This window comes from Longimicrobiaceae bacterium, from assembly GCA_036375715.1.
Taxonomy (GTDB): Bacteria; Gemmatimonadota; Gemmatimonadetes; order Longimicrobiales; family Longimicrobiaceae; genus DASVBS01.
The window spans coordinates 1-23331 of sequence record DASVBS010000079.1; the positions used below are offsets into that span (position 1 = coordinate 1).

15 protein-coding genes are annotated in these 23331 nt (G+C 67.5%); 7 read left to right on the forward strand and 8 right to left on the reverse strand.

All coding sequences use genetic code 11. From position 1 onward, the window contains the following. Positions 1 to 73 precede the first annotated feature (73 nt). Genes VF167_16540 through VF167_16550 form a run of 3 tightly spaced genes read right to left on the reverse strand, consistent with a single transcriptional unit; the run spans position 74 to position 5787 of the window. Positions 74 to 3289: an efflux RND transporter permease subunit gene (locus tag VF167_16540; protein HEX6927033.1), complete on the reverse strand. Its 3216-nt coding sequence runs from the start codon at positions 3287 to 3289 to the stop codon at positions 74 to 76. Beyond that, positions 3286 to 4425, reverse strand: coding sequence for an efflux RND transporter periplasmic adaptor subunit (locus tag VF167_16545; GenBank protein HEX6927034.1), 1140 nt, complete (start codon positions 4423 to 4425; stop codon positions 3286 to 3288). The genes VF167_16540 and VF167_16545 overlap by 4 nt, the downstream gene beginning before the upstream one ends. Positions 4426 to 4449: 24 nt before the next feature. Then, positions 4450 to 5787 (reverse strand): TolC family protein, encoded by a 1338-nt coding sequence (locus VF167_16550; GenBank protein ID HEX6927035.1) that lies wholly within the window; start codon positions 5785 to 5787, stop codon positions 4450 to 4452. Between the two features lie 304 nt (positions 5788 to 6091). On the opposite strand from VF167_16550, the gene VF167_16555 reads away from it, so the two are divergent. Continuing rightward, on the forward strand, positions 6092 to 8140 hold the full coding sequence (locus VF167_16555) for an NAD(+) synthase (GenBank protein ID HEX6927036.1): 2049 nt from the start codon (positions 6092 to 6094) through the stop codon (positions 8138 to 8140). 18 nt (positions 8141 to 8158) lie between these two features. Here the strand turns inward: VF167_16555 and VF167_16560 are convergent, their stop codons facing one another. After that, entirely contained in the window at positions 8159 to 8686 is a 528-nt protein-coding gene (locus VF167_16560; GenBank protein HEX6927037.1) for a hypothetical protein, read from the reverse strand. 182 nt (positions 8687 to 8868) lie between these two features. On the opposite strand from VF167_16560, the gene VF167_16565 reads away from it, so the two are divergent. The 5 genes from VF167_16565 (at position 8869) to VF167_16585 (ending at position 15471) form a co-directional block, all read left to right on the forward strand. Further along, positions 8869 to 9324 (forward strand): DUF411 domain-containing protein, encoded by a 456-nt coding sequence (locus VF167_16565; GenBank protein ID HEX6927038.1) that lies wholly within the window; start codon positions 8869 to 8871, stop codon positions 9322 to 9324. Between the two features lie 287 nt (positions 9325 to 9611). Next, positions 9612 to 12392: a phosphoenolpyruvate carboxylase gene (gene ppc, locus VF167_16570; protein ID HEX6927039.1), complete on the forward strand. Its 2781-nt coding sequence runs from the start codon at positions 9612 to 9614 to the stop codon at positions 12390 to 12392. Between the two features lie 269 nt (positions 12393 to 12661). Next, complete coding sequence (gene metK / locus VF167_16575) at positions 12662 to 13807, forward strand: methionine adenosyltransferase (protein ID HEX6927040.1); 1146 nt, start codon at positions 12662 to 12664, stop codon at positions 13805 to 13807. An 80-nt stretch (positions 13808 to 13887) separates the two neighbouring features. Next, a complete protein-coding gene (locus VF167_16580) occupies positions 13888 to 14247 on the forward strand; it encodes a hypothetical protein (GenBank protein ID HEX6927041.1) in 360 nt (119 codons plus the stop codon). Between the two features lie 195 nt (positions 14248 to 14442). Further along, the gene (locus tag VF167_16585; GenBank protein HEX6927042.1) at positions 14443 to 15471 is read left to right on the forward strand and encodes a universal stress protein; all 1029 of its coding nucleotides are present in this window, start codon (positions 14443 to 14445) and stop codon (positions 15469 to 15471) included. Between the two features lie 22 nt (positions 15472 to 15493). Here the strand turns inward: VF167_16585 and VF167_16590 are convergent, their stop codons facing one another. Together VF167_16590 and VF167_16595 are read right to left on the reverse strand one after the other, a co-directional pair. Beyond that, complete coding sequence (locus VF167_16590; protein ID HEX6927043.1) at positions 15494 to 16426, reverse strand: cation diffusion facilitator family transporter; 933 nt, start codon at positions 16424 to 16426, stop codon at positions 15494 to 15496. A 235-nt stretch (positions 16427 to 16661) separates the two neighbouring features. After that, a complete protein-coding gene (locus VF167_16595) occupies positions 16662 to 18710 on the reverse strand; it encodes a TonB-dependent receptor (GenBank protein HEX6927044.1) in 2049 nt (682 codons plus the stop codon). A gap of 280 nt (positions 18711 to 18990) precedes the next feature. Here VF167_16595 and VF167_16600 point away from each other — a divergent pair, with 280 nt between their 5' ends. After that, entirely contained in the window at positions 18991 to 21768 is a 2778-nt protein-coding gene (locus VF167_16600) for a cytochrome c (protein ID HEX6927045.1), read from the forward strand. A 218-nt stretch (positions 21769 to 21986) separates the two neighbouring features. On the opposite strand, the gene VF167_16605 is transcribed toward VF167_16600, so the two are convergent. Further along, entirely contained in the window at positions 21987 to 22718 is a 732-nt protein-coding gene (locus VF167_16605) for a PH domain-containing protein (GenBank protein HEX6927046.1), read from the reverse strand. Next, positions 22711 to 23319, reverse strand: coding sequence for a PH domain-containing protein (locus VF167_16610; GenBank protein ID HEX6927047.1), 609 nt, complete (start codon positions 23317 to 23319; stop codon positions 22711 to 22713). The genes VF167_16605 and VF167_16610 overlap by 8 nt, the downstream gene beginning before the upstream one ends. Between the last annotated feature and the right edge of the window lie 12 nt (positions 23320 to 23331).

Below are 23331 nucleotides of genomic sequence, written 5' to 3' on the forward strand. Positions count from 1 at the left end.
GTTCTCATGCCCTTGTAAAGAAGTCATGAAGAAGGGCGCCTTGCAGCGCCCTTCCCATTTCTCGGACACCTGCTCAGTCACCGCCAGCCGGTACTTCCACCTGCCGCGGGTGCGATGCGGCGGTGGCGGGTACCGGTGCGCGACCGGTGATCCATGCCTTCCAGCGGTCGCCCGCGCGCTGGAGGATCACGTAGGTGCAGGGCACCACGAAAAGCGTCAACAACATGGAAACGGAGAGCCCGCCCACGACGGCGATCGCCAGAGGCTGCATCATCTCCGAGCCCTGTCCCATTCCCAGCGCAAGAGGAAACATGCCGAAGACCGTGGTCAACGTCGTCATCAGGATCGGGCGCAGACGCACCACGCCCGCCTCGACCACCGCCTCCTCCATGCTCGCGCCAGCCTCCCGGCGGAACTGCTCGATGTACTCGACCAGCAGAATCGCGTTGTTCACGACGATACCGGCCAGCAGGATGACCCCGAGTAGCACCGGCGCGCTGAGAGGGGTCTGGGTGATCCACAGGGCACCGCCCACACCGATCAGCGAGAGGGGGATGGCGGTGATGATCACCAGCGGGTTGAGCAGGCTCTCGTACTGGACCGCCATCACCACGAAGACCAGGAAGATCGCCAGGGCGATGACGATGGTGAGCTGGCGGTTGTTCTCGCGGATCGACTCCTCCTCGCCGCCGAACAGGATCGCGTAGCCTTCCGGCAGCTCGAGATCCGCGATGCGCGCGCGAATTGCCTGGTTCACCTCTCCGACGGTGGCGATCTCGGTGATCACGTCACCCGACAACCGCATCACCCGGTTCTGGTTTTCACGCAGGATGTTGGTCGGTCCCAGCGTCGAGTAGACGTTCGCCACGTCCCGCAGATAGATGGGGGCGCCGCCCGCCTGACCCGGGTAGAGCGCCACCGAGCGAAGGTCCTCGGGGCTGGTGAAATGTTCCCGGGGGAACATCACCCGGATGTCGTACTCCTTGTTTCCCTCCGTGTACTGGCTGGCGATGGTGCCGTCGAGCGCCGTGCGCAGCGTCTGGCCCACCGTGGCTACGTTGAGGCCCAGATAGGAGGCGCGCTCACGGTCGAGCTCCACCGCCAGCTCGGGGCTCGCCTCTTCGGCAGAGGGTTCCAGGTTTTCGAGACCCGGTACGTCTCGCACCCGCAGCATGATGTCATCGGCGATACGCTGCAGCGTGAGCAGGTCGTCCCCCTGGATGGTCACCTCGATGGGCGATCCCGATGCGGAAGTACGCAAACCTCGAATACGCGGCGGCCGCACGAAGACGCGGGCGCCGGGAAAGCCGCGCTCGTTGATCTTGGTCTGCAGCGCCTGCACCCACTCGTCGGCCGTCATCTCCCGCTGGTCGGAGGGAGCGAGGATGATGTCAATCGACCCCCGTCCGGCCCGCTCGGCGGTGCTCGAGCCGAAGAGGAATCCTCCCGCCACCGCGAAGACGTGCTCGACGTGCGGCATCGTCCGGATGATCTCCTCCACTTCGAGCGCCACCTGATTCGTCTGCTCGGCCGATGCACCCGGGGGCAGGGTGATGTAGACGCCGACGTTTCCATCGTCGACCTGGGGCAGGAACTCGTTTCCCAGGTTGCGCGTCAGGCTCACCATCACCACGAGAAGCGCCACGGCGGAACCGAGGACGAGCCAACGGAACCGTAGCACGCCCGGACCGACGCGCCGGTAGAAGCGGCGGAGCCTGTCCATCATCCCGTCGACCCCTCGCATCAGCCGTGATCGGGCCAGACCGCTGCTGAAGCGGACCTTGCCGAGCTGCGCCGCCAGCATGGGAACGATGGTCAGCGCAACGGCAAGGGAGCCGAAGATCGCAAAGGTGATCGTGAGGATCAGCTCCTTGAAGATCAGCGCCGCCAGGCCGCTGATCAGCAGGAAGGGAACGACCGCGGCGACGTTGGTCAGAGTGGCCGCGACGAGGGCGCTCTGCACCTCCCCCGCCCCTTCGTGAGCGGCTTCCTCGGGGTCCTCGTGCTTTTCCTCCGCGAGCCGGAAGATGTTCTCCAGCATCACGATGGAGCTGTCGATGAGCATTCCCACGCCCAGCGCGAGCCCACCCAGCGACATGATGTTCAGCGTCAGCTTGCCGAGCCCCATCATCACGAAGGTGCCGAGGATCGCGATGGGGATGGCGGTTCCGATGATGAAAGTCTTCCGCAGCGAGCCCAGGAAGAGGAAGACCACCATCATCGCCAACAACGCTCCGCTGACCGCCGCGTCGCGCACCGAGTTCACCGAGTTGCGAATGAAGTCCGCCTGGTTCTGCGTGACCTCGTAGTGAATGTTAGACGGCATGAAGCCGGTCGCGGCGAGCTGCTCCAGCCGTTCCTGTACCTCGTCGGCAACCTTTACGGTGTTGGCGTCCGGCTGCTTGCGAATGCTCAACTTCACGGCGGGCACGCCGTCGAGACGCACCCACATCCGCTGCTCCTGGTTGGTGTCGCGGACCTCCGCGATCTCGGCGAGCGGGATTCGCCCGCCGCCGGGCACCTGCAGAAGCAGCGACCGGATTTCGGCCACGCTCTGGAATTTGCCGGCCGTCTTGCCGACCACCTCTCGCGTCGGCGAGGAAACCCGCCCCGCAGCCACATCCTGGTTCGCGTTGCGGATCGCATCGATCACCTGCGACACCGAGAGGCCGTAGGAACGCAGGCGCTCCTGGTCGAGGATCACCTGCACCTCGCGGATGAGCCCGCCCGAGACGTCGACCGACGCCACGCCCTCGATGGTGAGGAGCTGCGGCCGCAGGCGGTACTCGACCCAGTCACGGAGAGAGATCAGATCCCGGGTTGGCGACGAGAACGCGGCCTCGAAGATGGGGATCTGCGACGGGTCGGACTTGTAGATCGTGGGGGGGTCGGCCTCTTCAGGAAGCTGGCCCCGGGCCCGCTCCAGGTTCTTCGCCGCGTCCTGCAGGGCGAAGTCGATGTCGGTGCCGTAGTTGAAGTGCAGGTTGATGCCGACACGGCCTTCCTGCACCTCGGTCTCGATACGCGCCAGATTCTCGGTCGTCGCCAGCGCAGCCTCGAGGGGCTTCGCCACCGTCTCCTCGAGCACTTCCGGCTCGACTCCCCGGTTGTTGACGTTGACGCGGATCTGGGGATAGACGATGGTGGGCAGCAGGTCGAGCGGAAGTCTTGCCAGGAAGAAGAAGCCCAGGACCAGCACCACCGACGTCGCCATCAGCGTGCCGATCGGCCGCGCGATGGAAAGGCTGGAGAGACCGCGCCTCCGGGGCGCGCGCTCTGGCGTACTCACGACGCTCCTCCGCTCGTTCGGGTCTGGGTATTACTGTCCTGGGGAGCCTGGCTACCTTCCGGCCCTGAAACCACGCGCACGGCGGCGCCGTCCCGCAGGGTGTTGGCGCCGGCCACGACGATCACCTCTCCCGGCTCGACTCCGGAGAGCACCTCGACCTTTCCCTCGGAGGTGAGGCCCGTCTGGATCGAGCGGCGCATCGCCTGGCCGTTCTCCAGCGTGAAGACTGCCTGGCCACCGACTCCGCTCACCACCGCGCTCGCCGGGATCAGCGGAACGTTCGAGCGGGCTCCCAGCGCGAAGGTCACCCGTGCAAGGAAGCCGGGGCGGGCGGTAATGGCCCCCTCGGCGTCGAGCGCCACCTCCACGGGCACCAGGCGGGTGGTCGGGTCGGCGGAGGGGAAGATCCGGCGGATCGTGCCGGTGAAGGTACGGGACGGGAAGGCATCGAAGACGATAGAGGCGGTAGCTCCCGGGGCGAGCTCCACCACGTCGAGCTCCGAAACCGGAACGCGCACCACCATCGTGGATACGTCACCGATGCGGAAGAGCTGAGTCTGGGGTGCCACCACGTCGCCTGCTTCGACGCGCTTCTCCAGCACGATGCCGTCGAGGGGGGAGCGGACGATCGCATAGCCCCGACGGGTGCGAAGCTGCTCGAGCTGTGCCAGCGCGGCCGCGTACGCGGTGCGATCGCGCTCGTACTCGTTGATGGTGATGACCTGGTTCTGGTAGAGCTGCTCCGCCCGCTTGAAGGCGGCCTCAGCCACGTTGAAGGCCGCCTCGGCACTCGCCTCCTGCGCGGCGAGCTCGCGATCGTCCATCCGCGCAAGGACCTGGCCCTCGCGTACTCTCATCCCTTCCTCCACCTCGACGGTGAGGAGAGCCCCGGAGAGCTGGCTGTTGACGCCGACTGTGCGAATTGGCTCGACCACGCCGGAGACGGTCACCGAGCGTGCGATCGTGCCGAGCTCAACGAGACCGGTCTCGACCGGCGCAGCCGTGGGGCCCCCGCCTCGTCCGCCTCCGCCTGTGTTGGGCGCTGCTTCGCCGTCGCCGCACGCGGCAAGCGCGAGCGCGGCCAGCGGCACCAGGAGGCGGGTAGAGAGGGGCTGTCGAAGATTCCGACGGGTCATTTCAGGGATAAAAATCATGGGTGATTACTCGGGCAGCGAGCTCGCAGAGCGCCTTCCGTTCAGCTCGGCGAGCGTCTGGCCGAGCACCGCTTCCAGTTGTCCGATCGCGGTCGCGAGCGCCTGACGCGCTTCGACCCAGGCCACCTCAGCCTCCGCCAGTGCGAGCTGCGACGCCTGGAGATCGAGGATGGTGACGTTGCCGAGCTGGTATCGCTCCTCTTGCACTCGCAGGTCCTCGCGGGCGAGCTCGACCGCGCGACCGGCAATCTCTACCCGGCGCTCGGCGGAACCCAGCTCCCGCGCGGCGTCCTCGGCCGCGATCCGCGCGCCGATGGCGGCATCGCGCGCCCGGGCGTCGGCGACGCGTGCGTTGATCCTGGCCTGGGTGACCGCGGTCTCCCGCTGCAGACCGTTGAAGACCGGGATGGAGGCTACCAGCCGGATGCTCCAGCTCTGGTCGTTGGGCGGGAACTCGACGGCCTGCCAGTCATAACCGCCGGTCGCCCGGATGGTGGGCAGGTAGGCCGCCAGCGCCGATAGCGACGCCGCTCGCATCGCCTGGTGCGTGGACCGGGCGGCCACCGCCGAAGGCGCGGTGCGCTCGGCCAGGGTTGCGAGCGTCTCGACCGGAGGCAGCTCCGGGGCCTGTTCCGGCAGCACCCCCGCCGAGGGCTGCACCTCCTCGTCGATACCAATCACCCGGCCCAGCTCGAGGCGGGCGCGGCGCCGACTGGATTCCGCGTCGATCACCGCGAGCTCCGCGTTCCCCACCTCCAGCTCCGCCCGCAGCACGTCGGAGCGGGTCGCCGTACCCAGCTGCAGGCGTGCCTCCGCGAAGGCGAGCTGCTGTCGCGCACGCTCCAGCCGCTGCTCCGCCGCCATTACCAGCTCGTCGCCCGCCGCTGCGGCGTAGAAGGTCCGCTGGGTGTTGAGGATCGTCTGGAACCGCTGCGCGCGATTCTCCGCCGAGGCGGCGCGGCTCTGCGCTCGGGCCGCCCGCTGCTGGAGCAGCCGCCTGCCCCCGGTGAAGACGTCGTAGCCCGCCGTGATCTGCGCGGTGTAGCTCTCCGAGACGAGGCGCCCCGTGGCCTGGTCGAAGCGCTGGTTGCTGGAGTTGCCGTAGCTGGAGTTGACCGTCAGCGTAGGCAGGTAGCTTCCCCACGCCTGGCGGAGCTCGGCCCGAGAAGCCTGCTCCGCGCCGGAAGCGGCGATCGCGGCGGGGTCATTGTTCAGAGCCTGCTCGATCGCCTCTTCCAGTGTCACCACCCTGACGGGCGCCTGCGCCGAGGCCGCGGAGGCGGTCACGGCCCAGACCGCAGCCGCCGTTGCGGAGGCGACCGTCGAACGAATGCACAACATCATCTATCTTCGTCGTGGAGGGGTACGCCACCGCGGAAGCGGCTGCCAGGCATTCTTCCGGAACCTGTAAGATGGGTTCGGCAACGAGGATGGACCAGGCCGAAACAAGATTGCGCAAGTCCGTTAGATACAGATTGCACCGCTGCGTCGTTGGATGGACCCCAGCGACTCACGAGCGGCACCTGCCTGTTGCAGGTTTCGGCCTTGGCGGGGAGATTCCGTAGTCATTCCCTCGCCGACGGCGGCGCGGGTTGTGCCGCTGAGCGATCGTGACCGGAGCGCTCACGACCCCGGGAAGCCAGAGACCATGTCCCGCACCTTCAACTCGATCTACTCGCACGGGTACATCCGCGCCGCGGTCTGCATTCCCCGCGTGCGGGTCGCGGATCCGCCGTACAACGTGGAGCGGACCCTCGCGCTCGCCCGGCGTGCCTCCGAGCTGAACGCCGCCGTCGCCCTGTTCCCGGAGCTGGGGCTCTCCGCCTACAGCTGCGAAGATCTCTTTCAGCAGGACGCTCTGCTCGGCGCCAGCCTCGCGGCGCTCCACGAAGTGGTCCGCGCAAGCGCCAAGCTGACGCCGGTTCTGCTGGTGGGGGCGCCACTTCGCTTCGGGGGGATGCTCTACAACTGTGCGGTCGTGGTCTACGGCGGCGCGATCCTGGGGGTCGTGCCCAAGAGCTACCTGCCGAACTACCGCGAATTCTACGAGCGCCGCCAGTTCACCCCCGGACGGGGCGCGCCGGTCGGGACCGTGCGGCTGCTGGGGCTCGACGTGCCTTTCGGCAATGACCTGGTGTTCGCGGCCGAGAACGTACCCGGCTTCGCGCTGCACGTCGAGATCTGCGAGGACCTGTGGACACCGATCCCTCCGAGCAGCTTCGCTGCGCTCGCCGGCGCCACGGTACTCGCCAACCTCTCCGCCAGCAACATTACGATCGGGAAGGCGGAGTACCGCCGGGATCTGGTGGCGGCGCAATCAGGAAAGTGCATCGCGGCCTACCTCTATTCGGCGGCCGGACCCGGCGAATCCACCACCGATCTGGCCTGGGACGGTCATGCGCTCATCTACGAGAACGACGAGCTGCTGGCCGAATCCGAGCGCTTCGCCAGGGACGAACAGGTGATCGCGTCGGATATCGACCTCGAGCGCCTGCTCCAGGATCGCATGCGCATGACCACCTTTTCCGACGCGGCCAGCGAGCACGCTGGCCGAGTACGGGCGATCCGCACGATCCCGTTCGAGTTCCGGCTTCCGGAGGGTGAGATCCCGCTGATGCGATCGGTGCAGCGCTTCCCCTTCGTCCCTTCCGATCCCGCGAAGCTCGACCTGCGCTGCTACGAGACGTACAACATCCAGGTGCACGGCCTGATGAAGCGCCTGGAGGCCACCGGCATCGAGAAGGTGGTGATCGGCGTCTCGGGCGGGCTGGATTCGACTCACGCGCTGATCGTCGCCGCCCGTACCATGGACCGGCTGGGCCTCCCTCGCACCAACATTCTCGGCTACACCATGCCCGGCTTCGCCACCAGCCGCACCACCCTGCGCAACGCGCACGCCCTGATGCGGGGGCTGGGGATCCACGCCGAAGAGATCGACATCCGCCCCTCCGCCCGGCAGATGCTCCAGGACATCGGCCACCCTTTCGCCGAGGGTGAGTCGACCTACGACGTCACCTTCGAGAACGTGCAGGCCGGCGAGCGAACGTCACACCTCTTCCGGCTGGCAAATCACCACTCCGCGCTGGTCCTCGGCACCGGCGACCTCAGCGAGATCGCGCTGGGCTGGTCGACCTACGGGGTTGGAGACCAGATGTCGCATTACAACGTCAACGCCTCTGTCCCCAAGACGCTGATTCAGCACCTGATCCGGTGGGTGGCGAAGCGGGAGGAGTTCGGTCCGGAGACCAGCCGCGTGCTGAACTCGATCCTCGACATGGAGATCTCGCCGGAGCTGGTTCCGGGGGAGGACGGCGAAGGGCCGGCGCAGAGCACGGAGGCTCGCATCGGCCCCTACGAATTGCAGGACTTCAACCTCTACTACATCAGCCGGTTCGGGTTCCGGCCGAGCAAGGTCGCCTTCCTCGCACATCACGCGTGGGGGGACCGCGACCGGGGGGAGTGGCCGGAGCTGCTCGCGGTCGAGAAGCGCAACGAGTATGACCTGTCGACCATCAAGCACTGGCTCGAGGTCTTCCTCTACCGCTTCTTCAAGATCAGCCAGTTCAAGCGCTCGGCAATGCCGAATGGACCGAAGGTGGGTTCGGGAGGATCGCTCTCACCGCGGGGCGATTGGCGTGCTCCCTCGGATGCGGAATCGGAGGTCTGGCTGGCCGAGCTCCGAGAGAACGTCCCGTGATGCCGGTGCCGTGGTCGGTCAGCGGCGCTCCAGGAAGAAGTCGACGTCGAGGGAAGAGCGCTCGCGCAGTCCGGCGACCGTGCGGGCGAGCTTGAGGATTGCTCGCCCGACCTCGGCATCCAGGCGCTCCACCAGGTCGGGCTCGAGCAGTCTGCGAAGAGTCGCCACCTGACCGGGCACGTCCACGTCCACCATCTGCTCGAAGCTGTCGTGGACCAGCGCCACTACGCTGAGCGCCAGGTAGGCGTCGTCCAGCAGGCCGGTAACGCCGTAGGCAACTTCGGGGGCGTGGTCGGCGGGATCACGGAAATAGTCGGCGGCGTGCTCGAGGAGCGGCTGAACCAGGAGCCCGACGCCCCGCCGCATGGCCACTTCGTTCACCCGCTCCATCAACTGGGGGATGCCTTCGACAATGCCCATCACCCGCTCGACCTCCTGCCGCAAGGGCTCCCCCTCCAGTCCGGTGACGCGGGCAAGATAGCTCTCGAGGCTCTCCGCGTGGGCCTGCCGTGCTTTGCCGATCGTCTCCTGCGGATGGGCTCTCATCCTGGTCTCCTGCGACAGGCGGGTGAGGGACGAGGAGGGCGCTGGCCTCCGGTCAATGAGTGCACGTGGCCGAACCCGCAGTCAACGTTGGCGTAAACACTTTCGGGGCCCGCGTCGAGGGTGCATCTTGAGGAGGGTGCCGAGAAGGCCGACGGAAGGACCTGCTAACCGATCGATCCCGAATGCTTACACGTAGAGCCTGGCTGGCTACGGCGGCCGGCGCGGCAGCCGCGCTACTCAGCGGGCGCCCAGCGTATGCGCTCGCTTCACGCCAGGAAATCCTGGTATATAAGAGCCCCACCTGCGGCTGCTGCTCCAACTGGGTGGATCACATGGCCGAGGCCGGCTTCCAGCCGACCGTGCGCGACGTTGCGGACGTGAGTCCGCTCAAGCGCGATGTCGGAGTTCCGGCCGGCCTCGACTCCTGCCACACGGCGCTGGTGGGAGGCTACTTCGTGGAGGGCCACGTGCCCGCCGACCTGGTGCAGAAGCTGCTCAAAGAGAAGCCCAAGGCCGCCGGGCTCGCCGTTCCCGGCATGCCAATGGGCTCACCCGGCATGGAGGGACCGACCCGTCAGCCGTACGACGTCCTCCTGGTGATGCGCGACGGGACGACCCGCGTGTATGCCAGTCGCTGACCGCTGAACGCCGCCGCCCCGGCCCGCGGCGGGGCGAGCGACCACGGTTCGAAGCTACGAGCACCTTCCTCCCGCCTACCCGCGTCCCATTCCTCCGGGCCGGGCCGCTGCGTCGTGGGTGCGCCGCTGGCGAGGCGGCGCCCGTCCGTCCCCGCTGCAGCGAGGCCCGGCTATCGAGTGCCGCCTGGCCGACTATGGACATCGCGGTGGCGATGCGCTAGTCATCAGCCTCTTCCGTGCTGTCCGAACGCGGGCCGCGCGCCACTCTGTATAAAGATCACAGCGAAATGAGCCGCTGGCAGGGATTACAGGTGAAGTCGGAAGGAACGGGCATCTCGCAACCGTTGTCGCAGCAGGTAAACCTGCTGGGCGAGATGCTCGGTCAGGCGATCCGCGAGCAGGCGGGGGAAGGCATCTTCAACCTCGTCGAGGATCTCCGACAACTCTGTAAACGGGCGGCCAACGAGAATGATCCCGCGGCCCGCGATCGGGCGGAAGAGATCATCCGCGGGCTCGGACAGAACGAGCTCGTGTGGTTGCTGCGCGCCTATAGCGCCTTCTTCCACCTGGTGAACCAGGCGGAGCAGCAGGAGATCATCCGCATCAATCGCGAGCGGGCACGCGGGGCGGGCGGGCACGTCGGGCGACCGGACTCGATCGACGAGGCGATCGGGAAGATGAAGGGCGCCGGCGTGCCCATCGAAAAGGCACTGGAGCTGATCGGGCGACTGGACATCCAGCCCACGCTCACCGCTCATCCCACCGAAGCGCGCCGCCGCAGCATCCTCGACAAGCAACGGCGGATCGCCACGCTGCTCACCCAGCTGCGGCTCGACCCGACGCCGGACGAGGAAGAAGACGCCCTCGACGAGCTCTACGCGCACATCTCCTTGCTGTTGGCCACGGCGGAGGTGCGGGTGGAGCGCCCCACCGTGCGGGAGGAGGTGGAGCAGGGCCTCTATTTCCTGCGCGGCAGCATCTGGGAGGCCGTCCCCGCGATTCATCGGGACGTGGAGCGCGCGCTTCGCAAGCACTACGGCGAGGTGCACGAGCTGCCGGTCTTTCTGCGCTACCGGTCGTGGATCGGGAGCGACCGCGACGGCAATCCGAACGTCACGCCCGAGGTGACTCGCTGGACGCTGGCCGTGCAGCGACAGACGGCACTGCGAAAGCACCTCGAGGAGCTGCGGCGCCTGCAGCAGGAACTGAGCATCTCGCAGCGCCGCGCGGCGATCCCGGAGTCGCTCTACCGTTCCCTCGAAGCGGATGAGCAGGAGGTGCCCCTCGACGAGGCTCGCCGTCGCCAGTACCAGGACGAGCCCTACCGGCTGAAGCTGGTCTACATGATGACCCGGCTTGGCTGGCTGCTCGAGGACCTGGAAGCGGGCGACCCCTACCGCTCCGGCTACACGAGCGAACGCTACGTCGCCGATCTGGACCTGATCGACAGCGCGCTACGCGAGAGCGGCTTCGCCGAGGCGGCGGATCACAGCAACCTGTGGCGCGCGCGAGTGCTCGCCCGCTCCTTTGGCTTCCACCTGGCGACCCTCGACGTGCGCCAGCACAGCCGGATCCACGAGCAGGCCCTCACCGAGATCTTGCGGCTCGCCGGGGTCACGGAGAACTACGCCGCCCTGTCCGAGGAGGAAAAGCTGGCGGTGCTCACGGCCGAGCTTCGTAATCCGCGCCCGCTACTGGCGCGCGGGGCGGAGCTCCCGAAGGGTGCCCGCGAGGTGTTGGAAACCTTCGCGCTGATGCGCCAGGCGATCCAGGCCGAACCAGCTTCGATCCGGTGCTACATCGTGAGCATGACGCACGCGATCAGCGACCTGTTGGAGCCGATGCTGCTGGCGAAGGAGGCCGGCCTCGGGACACCTGAGGGCGGCTTCCCGGCGCTCGATTTCGTGCCGCTGTTCGAGACCATCGACGACCTGGAGACGTCGCACAACCTGATGCGGCAGCTGTTCGAGCATCCTGCTTATCGGCCGCAGCTCGAAGCTCGTGGCCGCTTCCAGGAGATCATGCTCGGCTACTCGGACAGCAACAAGGACGGCGGGTACTGGATGGCCAACTGGGCGCTGCACAAGGCGCAGCGCAGCCTGGGGGCGGTCTGTCGCGAGTACGACGTCGATTTCCGCCTCTTCCACGGGCGGGGCGGCACCGTCGGCCGCGGCGGTGGGCGCGCCAACCAGGCGATCCTCGCCATGCCGCGGGTGGCGCACAACGGCCGCATCCGGCTCACGGAGCAGGGAGAGGTCATCTCCTTCCGCTATGCGCTCCCCGAGATCGCGCGCCGGCACCTGGAGCAGCTCGTGAGCGCCATGCTCGCCGCGTTCGCTCCGGAAGAGCCAGTGGCGGCGCCGGCGGATCGTCGAGAAGAGCTGATGGAGAAGGTGGCGCGGCGATCGATGCAGGCCTACCGCGAGCTGATTGACGATCCCGGCCTCTGGCGGTGGTACATCCACGTCACCCCGATCGAGCAGATCAGCCGCCTCCCCATCGCATCCCGACCGGTCTCCCGGAAGTCCGCCTCGGAGGTAGATTTCGAGGGCCTGCGCGCGATTCCCTGGGTCTTTGCCTGGACGCAGGCACGGTACCTGGTGCCGGGCTGGTTCGGCGTGGGCAAGGCTCTGCAGCAGACGATCGAGGAGGATCCCGGAGCGGAGGAAGCGCTGCGCAAGCTGTCGCGGGAGTGGCCGTTCTTCGATGCGGTGCTGGAGAGCGCCCAACGGGAGATGGCGCGCGCGCGCTTGCCGATCTCGGAGCGCTACGCCCGGCTGGACGACCGGCATAACGGGCCGGATTACCATCGCTGGATCGCCGACGATTTCGAGCGTGCGCGGGAAATGATCCTGCGCATCACCGGCAACGGTGAGCTGCTGGAGAACAGCCCGGTGATCCGCAAGTCGATCGCCCTTCGCAACCCCTATACTGACGTTCTCAACCTCCTGCAGATCGAGCTCATTCGCCGTTCCCGCGAGGGGAGCGACATGGACGACGAGGAGCTCCGCCAGGACATCTTCCTGAGCATCAACGGCATCGCCGCGGCGATGCAGAGCACCGGCTAGGGCCTTCGTTCGCGCGGATTTGCGCCTGACGACCTCGCCTCGTTGCCGTTGACTTCACCCCTGCCGCGGCGCATATTCAGTTCGCGCCCCGGGGGCGCCGCGGCGATTTCTCGCGATTGCTCCGCGTAATAAATGTGCTAAACCGCCCGGGAGTCCCGTGCGGCGCACGCACGGGACTCCTCGCATTTTGGAGCGAAGGACGCCCCCCAGGCTGCGTCGCCGTCCCGGAGAGGCGGCACGTCGATAAATACCCTTCACTTCACGCAGCCATGAGCACCCTCGAAGGAAAGCTCCGCGCCCCGGTCGCGACGGGCACATACACGTTCACTTCCGAATCCGTGTCGGAGGGCCACCCGGACAAGGTCTGCGACTACATCGCGGATAGTGTCCTGGACGCACATCTCAACGCCGATCGGGCCAGCCGCGTTGCCTGCGAAGTCCTCTGCAAGGAGGACAACGTGATACTGGCGGGCGAGATCACCTCTGACGCCCAGGTCGATTACGACGCGCTGGTGCGCGAGGTGATCGCGGAAATCGGATATGTGGACGGGGATCAGCCGTTCCGGCCCGAGGCAGTCAAGGTGCAGTCCTTCATCACCAGTCAGTCGCAGGAGATCGCTCAGGGGGTGACGGCAAGCACTTCCCTCTCGGGCGAGCAGGGGGCGGGAGACCAGGGGATCATGTTCGGTTACGCGACCGACGAGACCCCGGAGTTGATGCCCCTGCCGATCCTCCTTGCCCACCGCCTTGCGCGCGTGCTCGCCGACCACCGGAAGCGGCGGACGGTAGACTGGCTGCGGCCCGACTCCAAAACGCAGGTGTCGGTGCTCTACGAGGGCAACGTGCCGGTCCGCGTGACCGACGTGCTCATCTCCACCCAGCACACTCCCGCCGTCACCCGTGACGCGATCCACTCCTTCCTGGCTTCCACGGTGATCCCGGAGGCCCTGGGCGGCTGGTACCATGACGATCTGCGTGTGCTGACCAACCCGACCGGTTCGTTCGTGCAGGGAGGGCCCTCGGCCGATGCCGGTGTGACCGGGCGCAAGATCATCGTGGACACCTACGGGGGGATGGGCCGACACGGTGGGGGAGCCTTCAGCGGCAAGGATCCCTCGAAGGTGGATCGCTCCGGGGCCTACTTCTGCCGCTACGTGGCCCGCCAGGTGGTGAAGTCCGGCATCGCTCACAGGGCCGAGGTGCAGGTGGCTTACGCGATCGGCATGGCCAAGCCGGTCTCGGTGAAGGTGGACACCTTCGGCACCGGCGACGAGGCGGAGGCTGCGGAGTTCGTGCGTCGCTTCGACTTCCGCCCGGCGGCAATCGTCGAGCAGCTCGACCTGTTGCGCCCGATCTACCGGCAGACCACCAACTACGGCCATTTCGGGAAGCCGGGGCTGCCCTGGGAGGCCTAGGGGAGCCGGTTGAAACCGGCCGGCGGACCGGGCCGTAGAGTGCCGGGTTCGGTCCGTCGACCCTGCACCTGGAGCGTCTCATGAGCACCTCTCCGATGCCGACGAAGGGCGTCCTGATCCGGGACCTGCTCATTCTTCAGCTCAAGCTGCTCATCGACGCGGTCAAGGACGTGCTCCTGATCAAGCTGGCCTTCCTTGCGGTCGTCTTCGACATCCTGTTCGGGCGGCCTGGCCGATCTCTGCTCTTTTACAGCGTGCTCAGGCTCGGAGAGCGATTCGACCTCTGGTTGAACCTCTATGGTGCCGCGCGCTCGGCCGAGGGTACGGACGACGGCCTCTTCGGCGCGAGCCTGGCGGGCTCCGACAGCCTGCTCGGCAAGCTGGAGCAGTTCGTCCGTCGCGAGGTCGAGGGTCACCGCTCGGCGAGCGGCGCGCGCTGACCCTCGCGGGTCGACGATCGGCGGGATCCGGACCCCGATTGCCTGCCGGGCGGTCGGGGCTTTTCTGTCGTGAATGGCTTAACGCGAACGTGGTCCGCCGGGCGAGTCGTTGACCCCGACGACGCCTGCTGCCTAGATTCCGGGGGTCGGCCTGCTTGCCATTGTGCGGCCGATGCGTCCGCAGCCGAGGCCTCGGTGACCGCTGGCAGGCGCGGGCGCAACGTCAGCGAGGAGGTGATCGTGTACCGATGCATCCTCGTACCGCTCGACGGCACGGCCTTCGGCGAAGCCGCCCTTCCCCTCGCCGTCTCCATTGCCAGCCGCACCGGGGCGCTGCTGCAGCTCGCCCACGTCCACCTTCCCCCCATCGTTCCTTCCGGCGCTGAAACCGCCGCGCTGCCGCCGGTCTGGCTGGAGATGTCATCGGAAGAGAAGAGGCGCTACCTGGACGAGGTCGCCGAGCGCCTCGCCCGCGGCTCCGGCGTGCGCGTGGAGACGCGCGTTGTGGAGGGAAGTGTCGCCACGTCCCTCGAGCGGCACGCCCTGAGCTGCGCCGTCGGCCTGGTGGTAATGAGCACCCACTGGCACGTGGGTCTGGGGCGCCTGTGGCACAACGGCGTCGCGGACCAGCTGGCGCGCGATCTACCTCTTCCCGTGCTGCTCGTCCGCGTGCCGGAGGAGGCCAGGGCGGCCCCAGCGGCTGTCGACCGACCGATCCGGAACATTCTCGTCCCTCTCGACGGTTCGGCCGAGGCGGAGCTCATCCTGGAGCACGCGGTGTCGCTCGGCCGCCCCTTCGACGCTCGGCTTACGCTGCTGCAGGTGGTGAACCCCGCGGGCAAGGGGAGCGGACCGACGATGGTCGACGACCCCGCGTCGCCTCCGGTCGCGTTGCAAAGTCGAACGGCCGCCCGACAGTACCTCAACGGGCTAGCGGAGCGATTGCGGCGTCACGGCGTCGACGTGGTTACCGAGGTCCTCGTGGGTGAGGCGGTAGCGCGCACCGTGCTGGAGCACGTGCACGCCGCCCGTGACGACGACCTCCGGCGCGTGGACGTGATCGCGCTGCGGGCGCCATCGCGCGGTCCGGTTTCGCGGCTACTCTTCCAGGGTACGGCCGACCAGCTGATTCGGGAGAGCGGTGTGCCCGTGCTGCTCTTCGAGGCCGGCGGGGTGCCGGAGGATCCCGTGGCCGCCCGGGTGGGATTGGTTGGCAGCGGGTGAAGGGTGAGGCGAGGTGCGCGTCTCAGGCGTGCACCTCGCCGTGGATGGAGCAATCGCCGAAATCCGCCGGTTCCACCTGGACGGTGATGTGGTGGATTCCGAACCGGTCGGAGAGCATCGCCCGGATCCGCTCTAGGAGCGGCCCACCGGAGCTTCCATCGGCGGCGACCACGTGCGCGGACAGCGCCACCATCCCGCTTGTGATCGTCCAGACGTGCAGGTCGTGCGCGGAGCTGACACCCGGAACGTCGTGGAGCGCCTGCCGAACCTCGTCCACGTCGATGTCCCCGGGAGCTCCCTCCATCAGCACCGCGACTGTCTCCTTCAGCAGCGCCCAGGAGGAATAGAGAACGAGCAGCCCGATCAACACCGAGGCGACCGGATCGGCCCACCTCCAATCGAAGGCGAGGATCAGGCCGCCGGCCGCCAGCGTGCCTACGCTCCCCAGCGTGTCGGTCAACACGTGCAGCCACGCCCCCCGCACGTTCAGGTTTTCCGATCTCCCCCTGCTCAGGATCCACAAGCCGATCAGGTTGACTCCCAGGCCTCCTCCCGCCACCACCATCATCCATCCACCTTCGATCTCCGGAGGCGCCCCGATACGACGGATGGCCTCGGCGAAGATGTAGATGGATATCGCCACCAGGGTCGCGCCATTGAGGAGCGCGGCGAGGATCTCGGTGCGATAGAACCCGTAGGTGAGGGTCGATGTCGGCGGACGTCTGGCAATCCACAAGGCGAAGAGCGACAGGGCGAGCGCTCCGGCGTCGGAGAGCATGTGCCCGGCGTCAGCCAGCAGCGCGAGGGAGTTGGTGAGCAGTCCACCCACCACCTCCGCCACCATGTAGGTGACCACGAGCGCCAGCACGAACCCGAGGCGTCGCGTGTTGGCCTCCGCTGCGACGTCGTGCGCGTGCGCGTGAGCGTGTCCGTGCCCGTGCGAGTGACCAGCCAAGGGATTGCGGGTTAAGGTTGATGCGAAGGCTCTGATCCGGCGCTCCGGACGGACAGAGCGTGCTCCTGGGTCGCGATCAGGATGGGAGGCTCGCCGCGGAACACCTCGAGCGCCCTCCTCTCGTCCGGCGATTCGTGTACCAGAGGGAAGCTGCCGCGACCGCTGCCCACCCGGACGAGCGAGGTCGTGCGCACGAGGCGCCCACAGCGGACCGATCCTATCTCCCCGGCACGATTCAGAAGCGGACACGCAGCGTGGCGCTGAGCGCGCGCCCCGGCGCCGGCTCGTAGTAGCGGCTACCGAACGCGTTCACCACCACCGAGGCATTGTAGGCGGCGTCGAGCAGGTTCTGCACGCCGAGCGCCGGCTCGAGCTGCATTCGGCCCAGTGCGAGGCTCCGCAGGCCAACACGGGCGTCGACGACGGTGTAGGCATCCGAATAGGCGGAGTTGCGGTCGTCCACCGGGGTACGGGATACATGGCGGGTATCCACGGCCAGGTACCCGGACCGGGAGGATACCTCCACGCTCGCCTCCAGACGGTGCGGGGCGATTCCCGGAACGCGCTCCCCGTCGAAGGCTTCGCCAGCAACCTCGTACTCCTCGAAGCGCGCATCCGTATAGGTGTAGGCTCCGCGGAGCCAGAGCCAGGGCTGCACCAGAGCGCCGAGACCCACCTCCAGTCCCCGGTGCCGCGCCGATCCGGCGTTGCGGAAGAACTGCCGATCGGGTGCACCTTCCACCTCGAAGGGGATCAACGCGTTGGTGACCTCGGCGGTGTAGGCGGCGAGCTCGTACGTGACCGCACCGCCCGAGCCCCTGAGGCCGGCTTCGTACGATAGCGTCTCCTGGGGACGAAGATCGGGGTTGAAGCCCCCAGCACCATCGGGGCGATTTGTCAGCTCGGTGGTGGTGGGGGTCTCGAACGCTGTTGCCACATTGGCGAAGGCCGTCAGCGCCGGGGCGAGCTCGACGGAGATGCCGAGCGAGGGGCTCGCCTGCGACATCCGGATGCTCCCGGACTCGTCCGGGTTGTCATCCCCCACGAGGTAATCGTCGGTGGAGAACCGATACCAATCGTAGCGCGCACCACCCAGCAAGGTCACTGGACGAAAGGGACGGAACGTCGCCTGGGCAAAGAGCGCGATGTCGTCCACCGACTCGTCCTGGTCGAGGGTGAGGGCGCCTTTCTCGCCCGAGTCGTTGGCGAAGTTGAGCCGATCGTCACGCTGCATCGCCCCTTCGATGCCCGCCGCCAGGGTGCCCAGGTCATTGCCCGCGCGAACGATGCCCCGGAAGCCGGCTACCCGGCGTCCGAGATCGATGATCGAGGCCGGAATGGGGTTCAGCACCTCCCGAGCGATGCCGTAAGCGGCCAGCTCCACTTCGGTGGTGCCCAGCGGCGCGCGCAGCACCGCGCCGAGCTGTGCCTGTCGACCTTCCTCGCCGGTACGCTGGGCGACGTTGTTGGCGAAGGCCTGGGTGCGATCCTCTTCCAATAGAGCTTGTGAGAGCGAGCCGGGGTTCTCCGCGTCGTAGTCTACCGCGCTGGCGGTCAGGTCCAGGTCGCCGAATGGCAGAGCAACTCGGCTCGCCGCATGGACGCGCAGCAGTCTGGCATCACTGTACTCGCGCTCGCCACCGTAGCCCTGATGCGAGAGACGCAGGATGTACCGCGAGCCATCGCTGCCCCCGCCGATGGCGGCGCTGGCTCGCACCAGCTCGTGCGACCCTGCGGTGAGCGACGCCTGGCGGAGTTGCTCACCGGGGTCGGGTAGATAGGTCTCGAGCTGCAGCACGCCGCCGGAGCTCCCGCCGTACAGCGACGACGCGGGGCCGCGCATGACCTCCGCCCGGGAGAGAAAGGAGAGGTCGACGTGACTCAGACTCGTCTGCCCGTCGGGAAAGGTGGCCGGAATCCCGTCGACGACGACGCGCACGCCGCGCACGCCGAACTGCGCGCGAGCCCCGAACCCACGCACGGAAATTCGCTCCCCCAGTGCGTAGTTGTAGCGGTTGTCGATCTGAATGCCGGGCACGGCCCGGAACACTTCATCGAGGGCAAGCCCTGGCTTCCCCGCCGAGGACAGCTGCCCGCCCGCGACCACCGAGACGGAGTACGGGGCGAACCGGAGGGGAATGCTGGTGCGCAGAACCGAGACGGTGACTCCTTCCAGCGTCACCGGAGCGGTACTGTCGGGTAAGGGCGGTTCCTGTGCCCGGGCCACCGGTGCCGCGGCGCAAGCCAGGAGCAGGGCCGCGAAACCGAACAACTGCCGCTGCATGGTCTCTCACGGGGATAGGGTTCGGGCGGGCGAAGAGGTTCGAGACCGTTGCTCGTCGCCAGGGAGGCGACATTCGAGCATGCCTGCCTCCCGGCGTGTCTGCCCGAAGACGTCGAATCGCGAAAATGTCTGCTTTCAGGGCGTGGCCGGCAACCGTCGTCGGCCGCGGCGCCGCCGACTGCGAGGTATGGCGACCCCGAAACGGGGTGGCTCATGCTGGCGTCCTGCGCGGTCGCGTCCTACCGTTATGCATTCCTTCCTACTCCCACCTCGAACGATCGTGAAGCAGATACGCCATCTTTCGCCGCTCGGCGAGGTGTCGCTGGCGGTGCTCGCAGCGATTCTCGTCGGCACGCTCACCGCTTGTCGTTCCGGCCCGGACAGCATCGAGATTGCCCCCCCGGGCAACCTCGGGCCCATCGCCGATTTCGTGGAGCCGGGTTTCCCGTTCATCACCTCGACGGTGGACGCGCGCGAGGTCGATCCCACTCTGCCGGACGACAACGTCGCGACCCGCGGGCTCGTGCTGCTGTTGGGGGACAGCACCTACGTGACCTTCGATCCCGACCTGCTGCGGATGGCGATCGGATGGCGGGGGGAGTTCATTTCCCTGACCGCGATGGCGCAGGTCTCCTATCAGGACTCTCTCAACAAGAATAACCAGATCCCCAAGGTTCTCGGCACGGCGGTTTTTGCGACCGGAATCTATCCGGGCTGGAGTCCTGGCGAGCCGCGGTTCGAGGATCCGCGTCCGGCGGGGCCGTACCCGCCGGATCCGGGGCGCGGACCGCTGCCGGCGGATTGGGCGCGCTGGGAGGGAGTGTACGTGGTCGGCGATCGCGCCGTGCTGGCTTATACGGTGGCCGGCACCAGCATCCACGAGCAGCCGGGGATCGTTGAGGCCGGAGGAGAGGTCGGCATCGTTCGCACCTTTCGCGTTGGCGGTCGGGAGCAGCCCCTCTCGCTGGTCGCGGCCGAGGTGAGGGCGCTGGAGCGGGCGCAGGTGGAGGAAGGCCTCGCCATTCTGCACACCAAGGGGACGGATTCGGTGACGGCGGTCGGGATCACGGGCGCTCCGGCGGATGCGCGCTGGGAGGTCGTAGAGGACCGGTATGCAGTGGTTCGGCTTCCTGCCGGTTCTGACGAGGCGCTCTTCCGCGTCGTCCTCTGGAGGGGGCCGCAGGGCGCGGTTGAGAGGTTCCGGGAGATGCTTGCGGGCCCGACCGAGATGGTCGATTTCGAAGATGGTGGGCCGCGACACTGGAATCTCGCCGTCGCCACCTCGGGTATGCTCGCCCCGGATTCCGCCGCCTATGTGGTGGATGAGATCGCCCTGCCGATCGACAACCCGTGGCGGCGGAATGTGCGCCCCGCGGATCTGGCCTTCTTCTCTGACGGCCGCGCCGCAATGACCACCTTCGAGGGAGACCTGTGGCTGGCGGACGGGCTCGAGGGTGAGCTGGAGAACATCGTGTGGCGGCGGTTCGCCTCCGGGTTGTACGAGCCGATGAGCGTGGAGATCGTCGACGACGAGATCTACGTCTACAGTCGCAGCGGCCTCATCCGCCTGCACGACCTGAACGGCGACGGCGAGGCGGATTTCTACGAGAACTTCTCCGATCTCTCCATTCAGACCCTCGAGTCGCGCGAGTTTCCGCTCAGCATGGCGTCGAAGCCGGGCGGCGGGTTCTATCTCTCACGTGGCGGGGCGCTGGACAACGGGCCGCGCACTTCGCCAGCGATCATGCCGGGCTTCCGGGCCGGCTCCGCGCACTCCGGATCCGTGATGGAGCTCTCCGCCGACGGCCGGAGCATCCGCGCCTTCGCGACCGGACTCCGCGAGCCGTTCATCGGGGTCAATCCGCGGACCGGCATGGTCACCGCCTCCGACCAGCAGGGGAATTTCGTGCCCACGACTCCCGTCTACGAGCTCGAGCCGGGGGGCTACTACGGTGTGCCGGCCACGGCGCACCGCGAAGATCTTCCGGAGGTCCCGGGCCCGATTACCTGGATCCCGCACGAAGTGGATCAGTCCGGCGCGGGGCAGGCGTGGATTCCTGCTGGTTCGATGGGCTTCGAGGAGGATGCGTTGATCCACCTCTCCTACGGCCGCCCTGGTGCGTTCCGCATCTACCTGGATCGGAACGCGGGCGTGACCCAGGGAGGCGCAGTTGAGCTCAGTAGCGACTTCTCGGGTCCGCTGCTGAAGGCGGAGTTCAACCCCCACGATGGAGCCCTCTACGTGGCGGGCTTCCAGATCTGGGGAACCCGCTCGCGGGGGATCCGGGTGCTGGCGCGAATCCGCCACACCGGTGAGCCAAGCCTGATCCCGGAGGCCGTGCGGGTTGGTGAGCAGGGGGTGATGCTGCGCTTCGAGGTTCCGCTGGACTCGCAGAGCGTGGCGGATCTCGCGTCCTACGCGGTCAGCCGCTGGAATTACCAGCGAACCTCCCAGTACGGCTCCGGCCATTTCAAGCTCGACGGGAGCGCCGGAGAGGAGAAGCTGCCGGTCGCGGCGGCACACCTCGCGCCGGACGGGCGCACCCTGCTGCTCGTGCTCCCCGACATGCGCGAGGTGATGCAGCTACAGGTGGCGTACCGCCTACGAACCAGCGCCGGGAGGGAGATGGCGGATACGCTCTATCTGACCGTGAACCGGGTGGCGCCGCTGGACCTGGTGTCGATGGGCTTGGGAGGGATCGATTGGCAGGCGAGCCTGGCCGCCGTCGGGTCGACCACGGTTGAAGAAGAGGGCGAGGCCTCCGCCGCGCGGGGTGAGGACATCTTCCAACGGGTGGGCTGCGTCGCCTGCCATTCCGTGGATGGCTCGACCGCGGGCAAGCTGGGCCCGACCCTTCTCGGCGTCTTCGGGTCAACTCGCCCGCTCGAGGGCGGCGGCAGCGTCCGCGCCGACGAGGCTTACCTTCGGCGCTCCATCGAGCAGCCCTCCGCCCAGATCGTCGCCGGCTATGAAGCCGAGATGCCGGCGTACCTCGGCGTGCTCAGCGACGCGGAGGTCGAGTCGCTGGTGGCGTATCTGCAGACGCTAGCGAGGTAGCGGGGGACAGGCGACAAGGGGACGAGGGGACAAGGAGACAAGGAGACGGGGTGACGGGGTGAACGGACGGGCAAGACAAGGAGACAAGGGGTGCGCGGGTGAAGGGGGGCGCCTATTACGCACTTCAAGTCCCACGTCGCCCGAGGCTTCGTCCCTCCGTGTCTCCTTGTCTCCGTGTCTCCTCGTCTTTTGCGTGCGCCTCCTCCCCCGTCACCTTGTCACCCCGTCACCCGCGGCCACCTCCGCACCTCCGCCAGCACCTCACGCGCGGCGGCCAGCACCGGCTCCAGGGTCGGAGCGGGGGGAAGGGCCGCGGGCTCGTCGGGGTCGCCGAGGCCGGCGTCTCGGTGCAGGCGCACCCGGTCCTGGATCGCTCCCTTGATCTCGTCGGCGTTATTGACGCCGCGGAAATACGCCTCGTGGGTAGATTCGCCGGACTTTTCGCCGGCGGATGAGCCGCCTGCCCCGCCGCCGGCGGTACGCACGTGCACGTCGGCGATGCCGAGCAGGCGCTGAATCGGATTCTGGCGAATCGAGATCTGCTGGATGTTCGCGAAGGTCATCGTCTTCTCCTTCACGGTCATGATCCCTTCGCGGATGCGCAGGCTGCGGTCGGAGAGGACGTACCAGCGCAGGTCGAAATCCAGGCGGAGGACGGCGAGGCTGAAGAGGAGCTGCACCACGAAGGTGAGCCACGCCACGGCTTCCACCGCGCGGAGCCCGAAGCTGAGCAACGGATGGGTGACGATGGGCATGAGGAACGACAGCCCGATGAGACCGGCGATCAGGCCTCCGAGCGCTCCGAGCTGCCCCAGCGCCCACAGGACCAGGCGATACCGGAAGTAGGCCGGGGCGGCACGGAAGACCCGCACGCTTGCGCCTTCGGGGATCGCCGGCTCAGGCGGCACCCGCAGCACCTTCAGCAGCCACCGTCGCAGACCCTCAGGCATCTTCGGACTCCTGGCTCGACCCCGAGGGGAGCGAGCGACGGATCTGGCGCAGCTCCGCGGCGATCTCCGACAGGGTGTTCGCCAGAAGCTGCACGGAATCCATCGCCGCCTGCTCGCCCGACGCACTCGCGTGAAGCCGATCCCGTGCTCCGCGCATGCGGCCGTAGAGGAAGTCCCGCACCCCCTCGAAGTCCTTCAGTCCTTCGATCGTCATCTCCGCAGAGGAGCTGCCGCTCGCGGTCTGCACCTGGATCTTCGCCAGGCCCAGCCATCGCTCCACCACGTTGCTGGAGAGATGGATGTCCTGGATCCGCGCGTAGTTGAGCGACACCTCACGGCGGAAGAGAACGCCCCAGCGCATGGAGATTCCGTCCTCCTCCACGGTGTAACGCAGGCTGTGGTACTTGAAGTACGCCGGCACCAGGGCGAAGAGGAAGAAGGGCCCGAGGGCCAACGAGCTGATGGCATAGTAGACCATCAGCGCCGGATCCGCGCGGCGAACCTCGGGCAGCCGCGGAAAGACGGCGCTTGCGCCGGCCGCTTCCCGCCGGTCCGGAGCGCTGGCCGAGCTGACTGCGGGGAGGACGTCGGATCGTGTCACCCGGGCTCCTTT

What these genes read in the sequence shown, in the direction of transcription:
- VF167_16545 (HEX6927034.1), bottom strand. Translation starts at nt 4,425, where the DNA reads ATGACCCGTCGGAATCTTCGACAGCCCCTCTCTACCCGCCTCCTGGTG.
- VF167_16550 (HEX6927035.1), bottom strand. Translation starts at nt 5,787, where the DNA reads ATGATGTTGTGCATTCGTTCGACGGTCGCCTCCGCAACGGCGGCTGCG.
- VF167_16555 (HEX6927036.1), top strand. Translation starts at nt 6,092, where the DNA reads ATGTCCCGCACCTTCAACTCGATCTACTCGCACGGGTACATCCGCGCC.
- VF167_16560 (HEX6927037.1), bottom strand. Translation starts at nt 8,686, where the DNA reads ATGAGAGCCCATCCGCAGGAGACGATCGGCAAAGCACGGCAGGCCCAC.
- VF167_16565 (HEX6927038.1), top strand. Translation starts at nt 8,869, where the DNA reads ATGCTTACACGTAGAGCCTGGCTGGCTACGGCGGCCGGCGCGGCAGCC.
- ppc (HEX6927039.1), top strand. Translation starts at nt 9,612, where the DNA reads ATGAGCCGCTGGCAGGGATTACAGGTGAAGTCGGAAGGAACGGGCATC.
- metK (HEX6927040.1), top strand. Translation starts at nt 12,662, where the DNA reads ATGAGCACCCTCGAAGGAAAGCTCCGCGCCCCGGTCGCGACGGGCACA.
- VF167_16580 (HEX6927041.1), top strand. Translation starts at nt 13,888, where the DNA reads ATGAGCACCTCTCCGATGCCGACGAAGGGCGTCCTGATCCGGGACCTG.
- VF167_16595 (HEX6927044.1), bottom strand. Translation starts at nt 18,710, where the DNA reads ATGCAGCGGCAGTTGTTCGGTTTCGCGGCCCTGCTCCTGGCTTGCGCC.
- VF167_16605 (HEX6927046.1), bottom strand. Translation starts at nt 22,718, where the DNA reads ATGCCTGAGGGTCTGCGACGGTGGCTGCTGAAGGTGCTGCGGGTGCCG.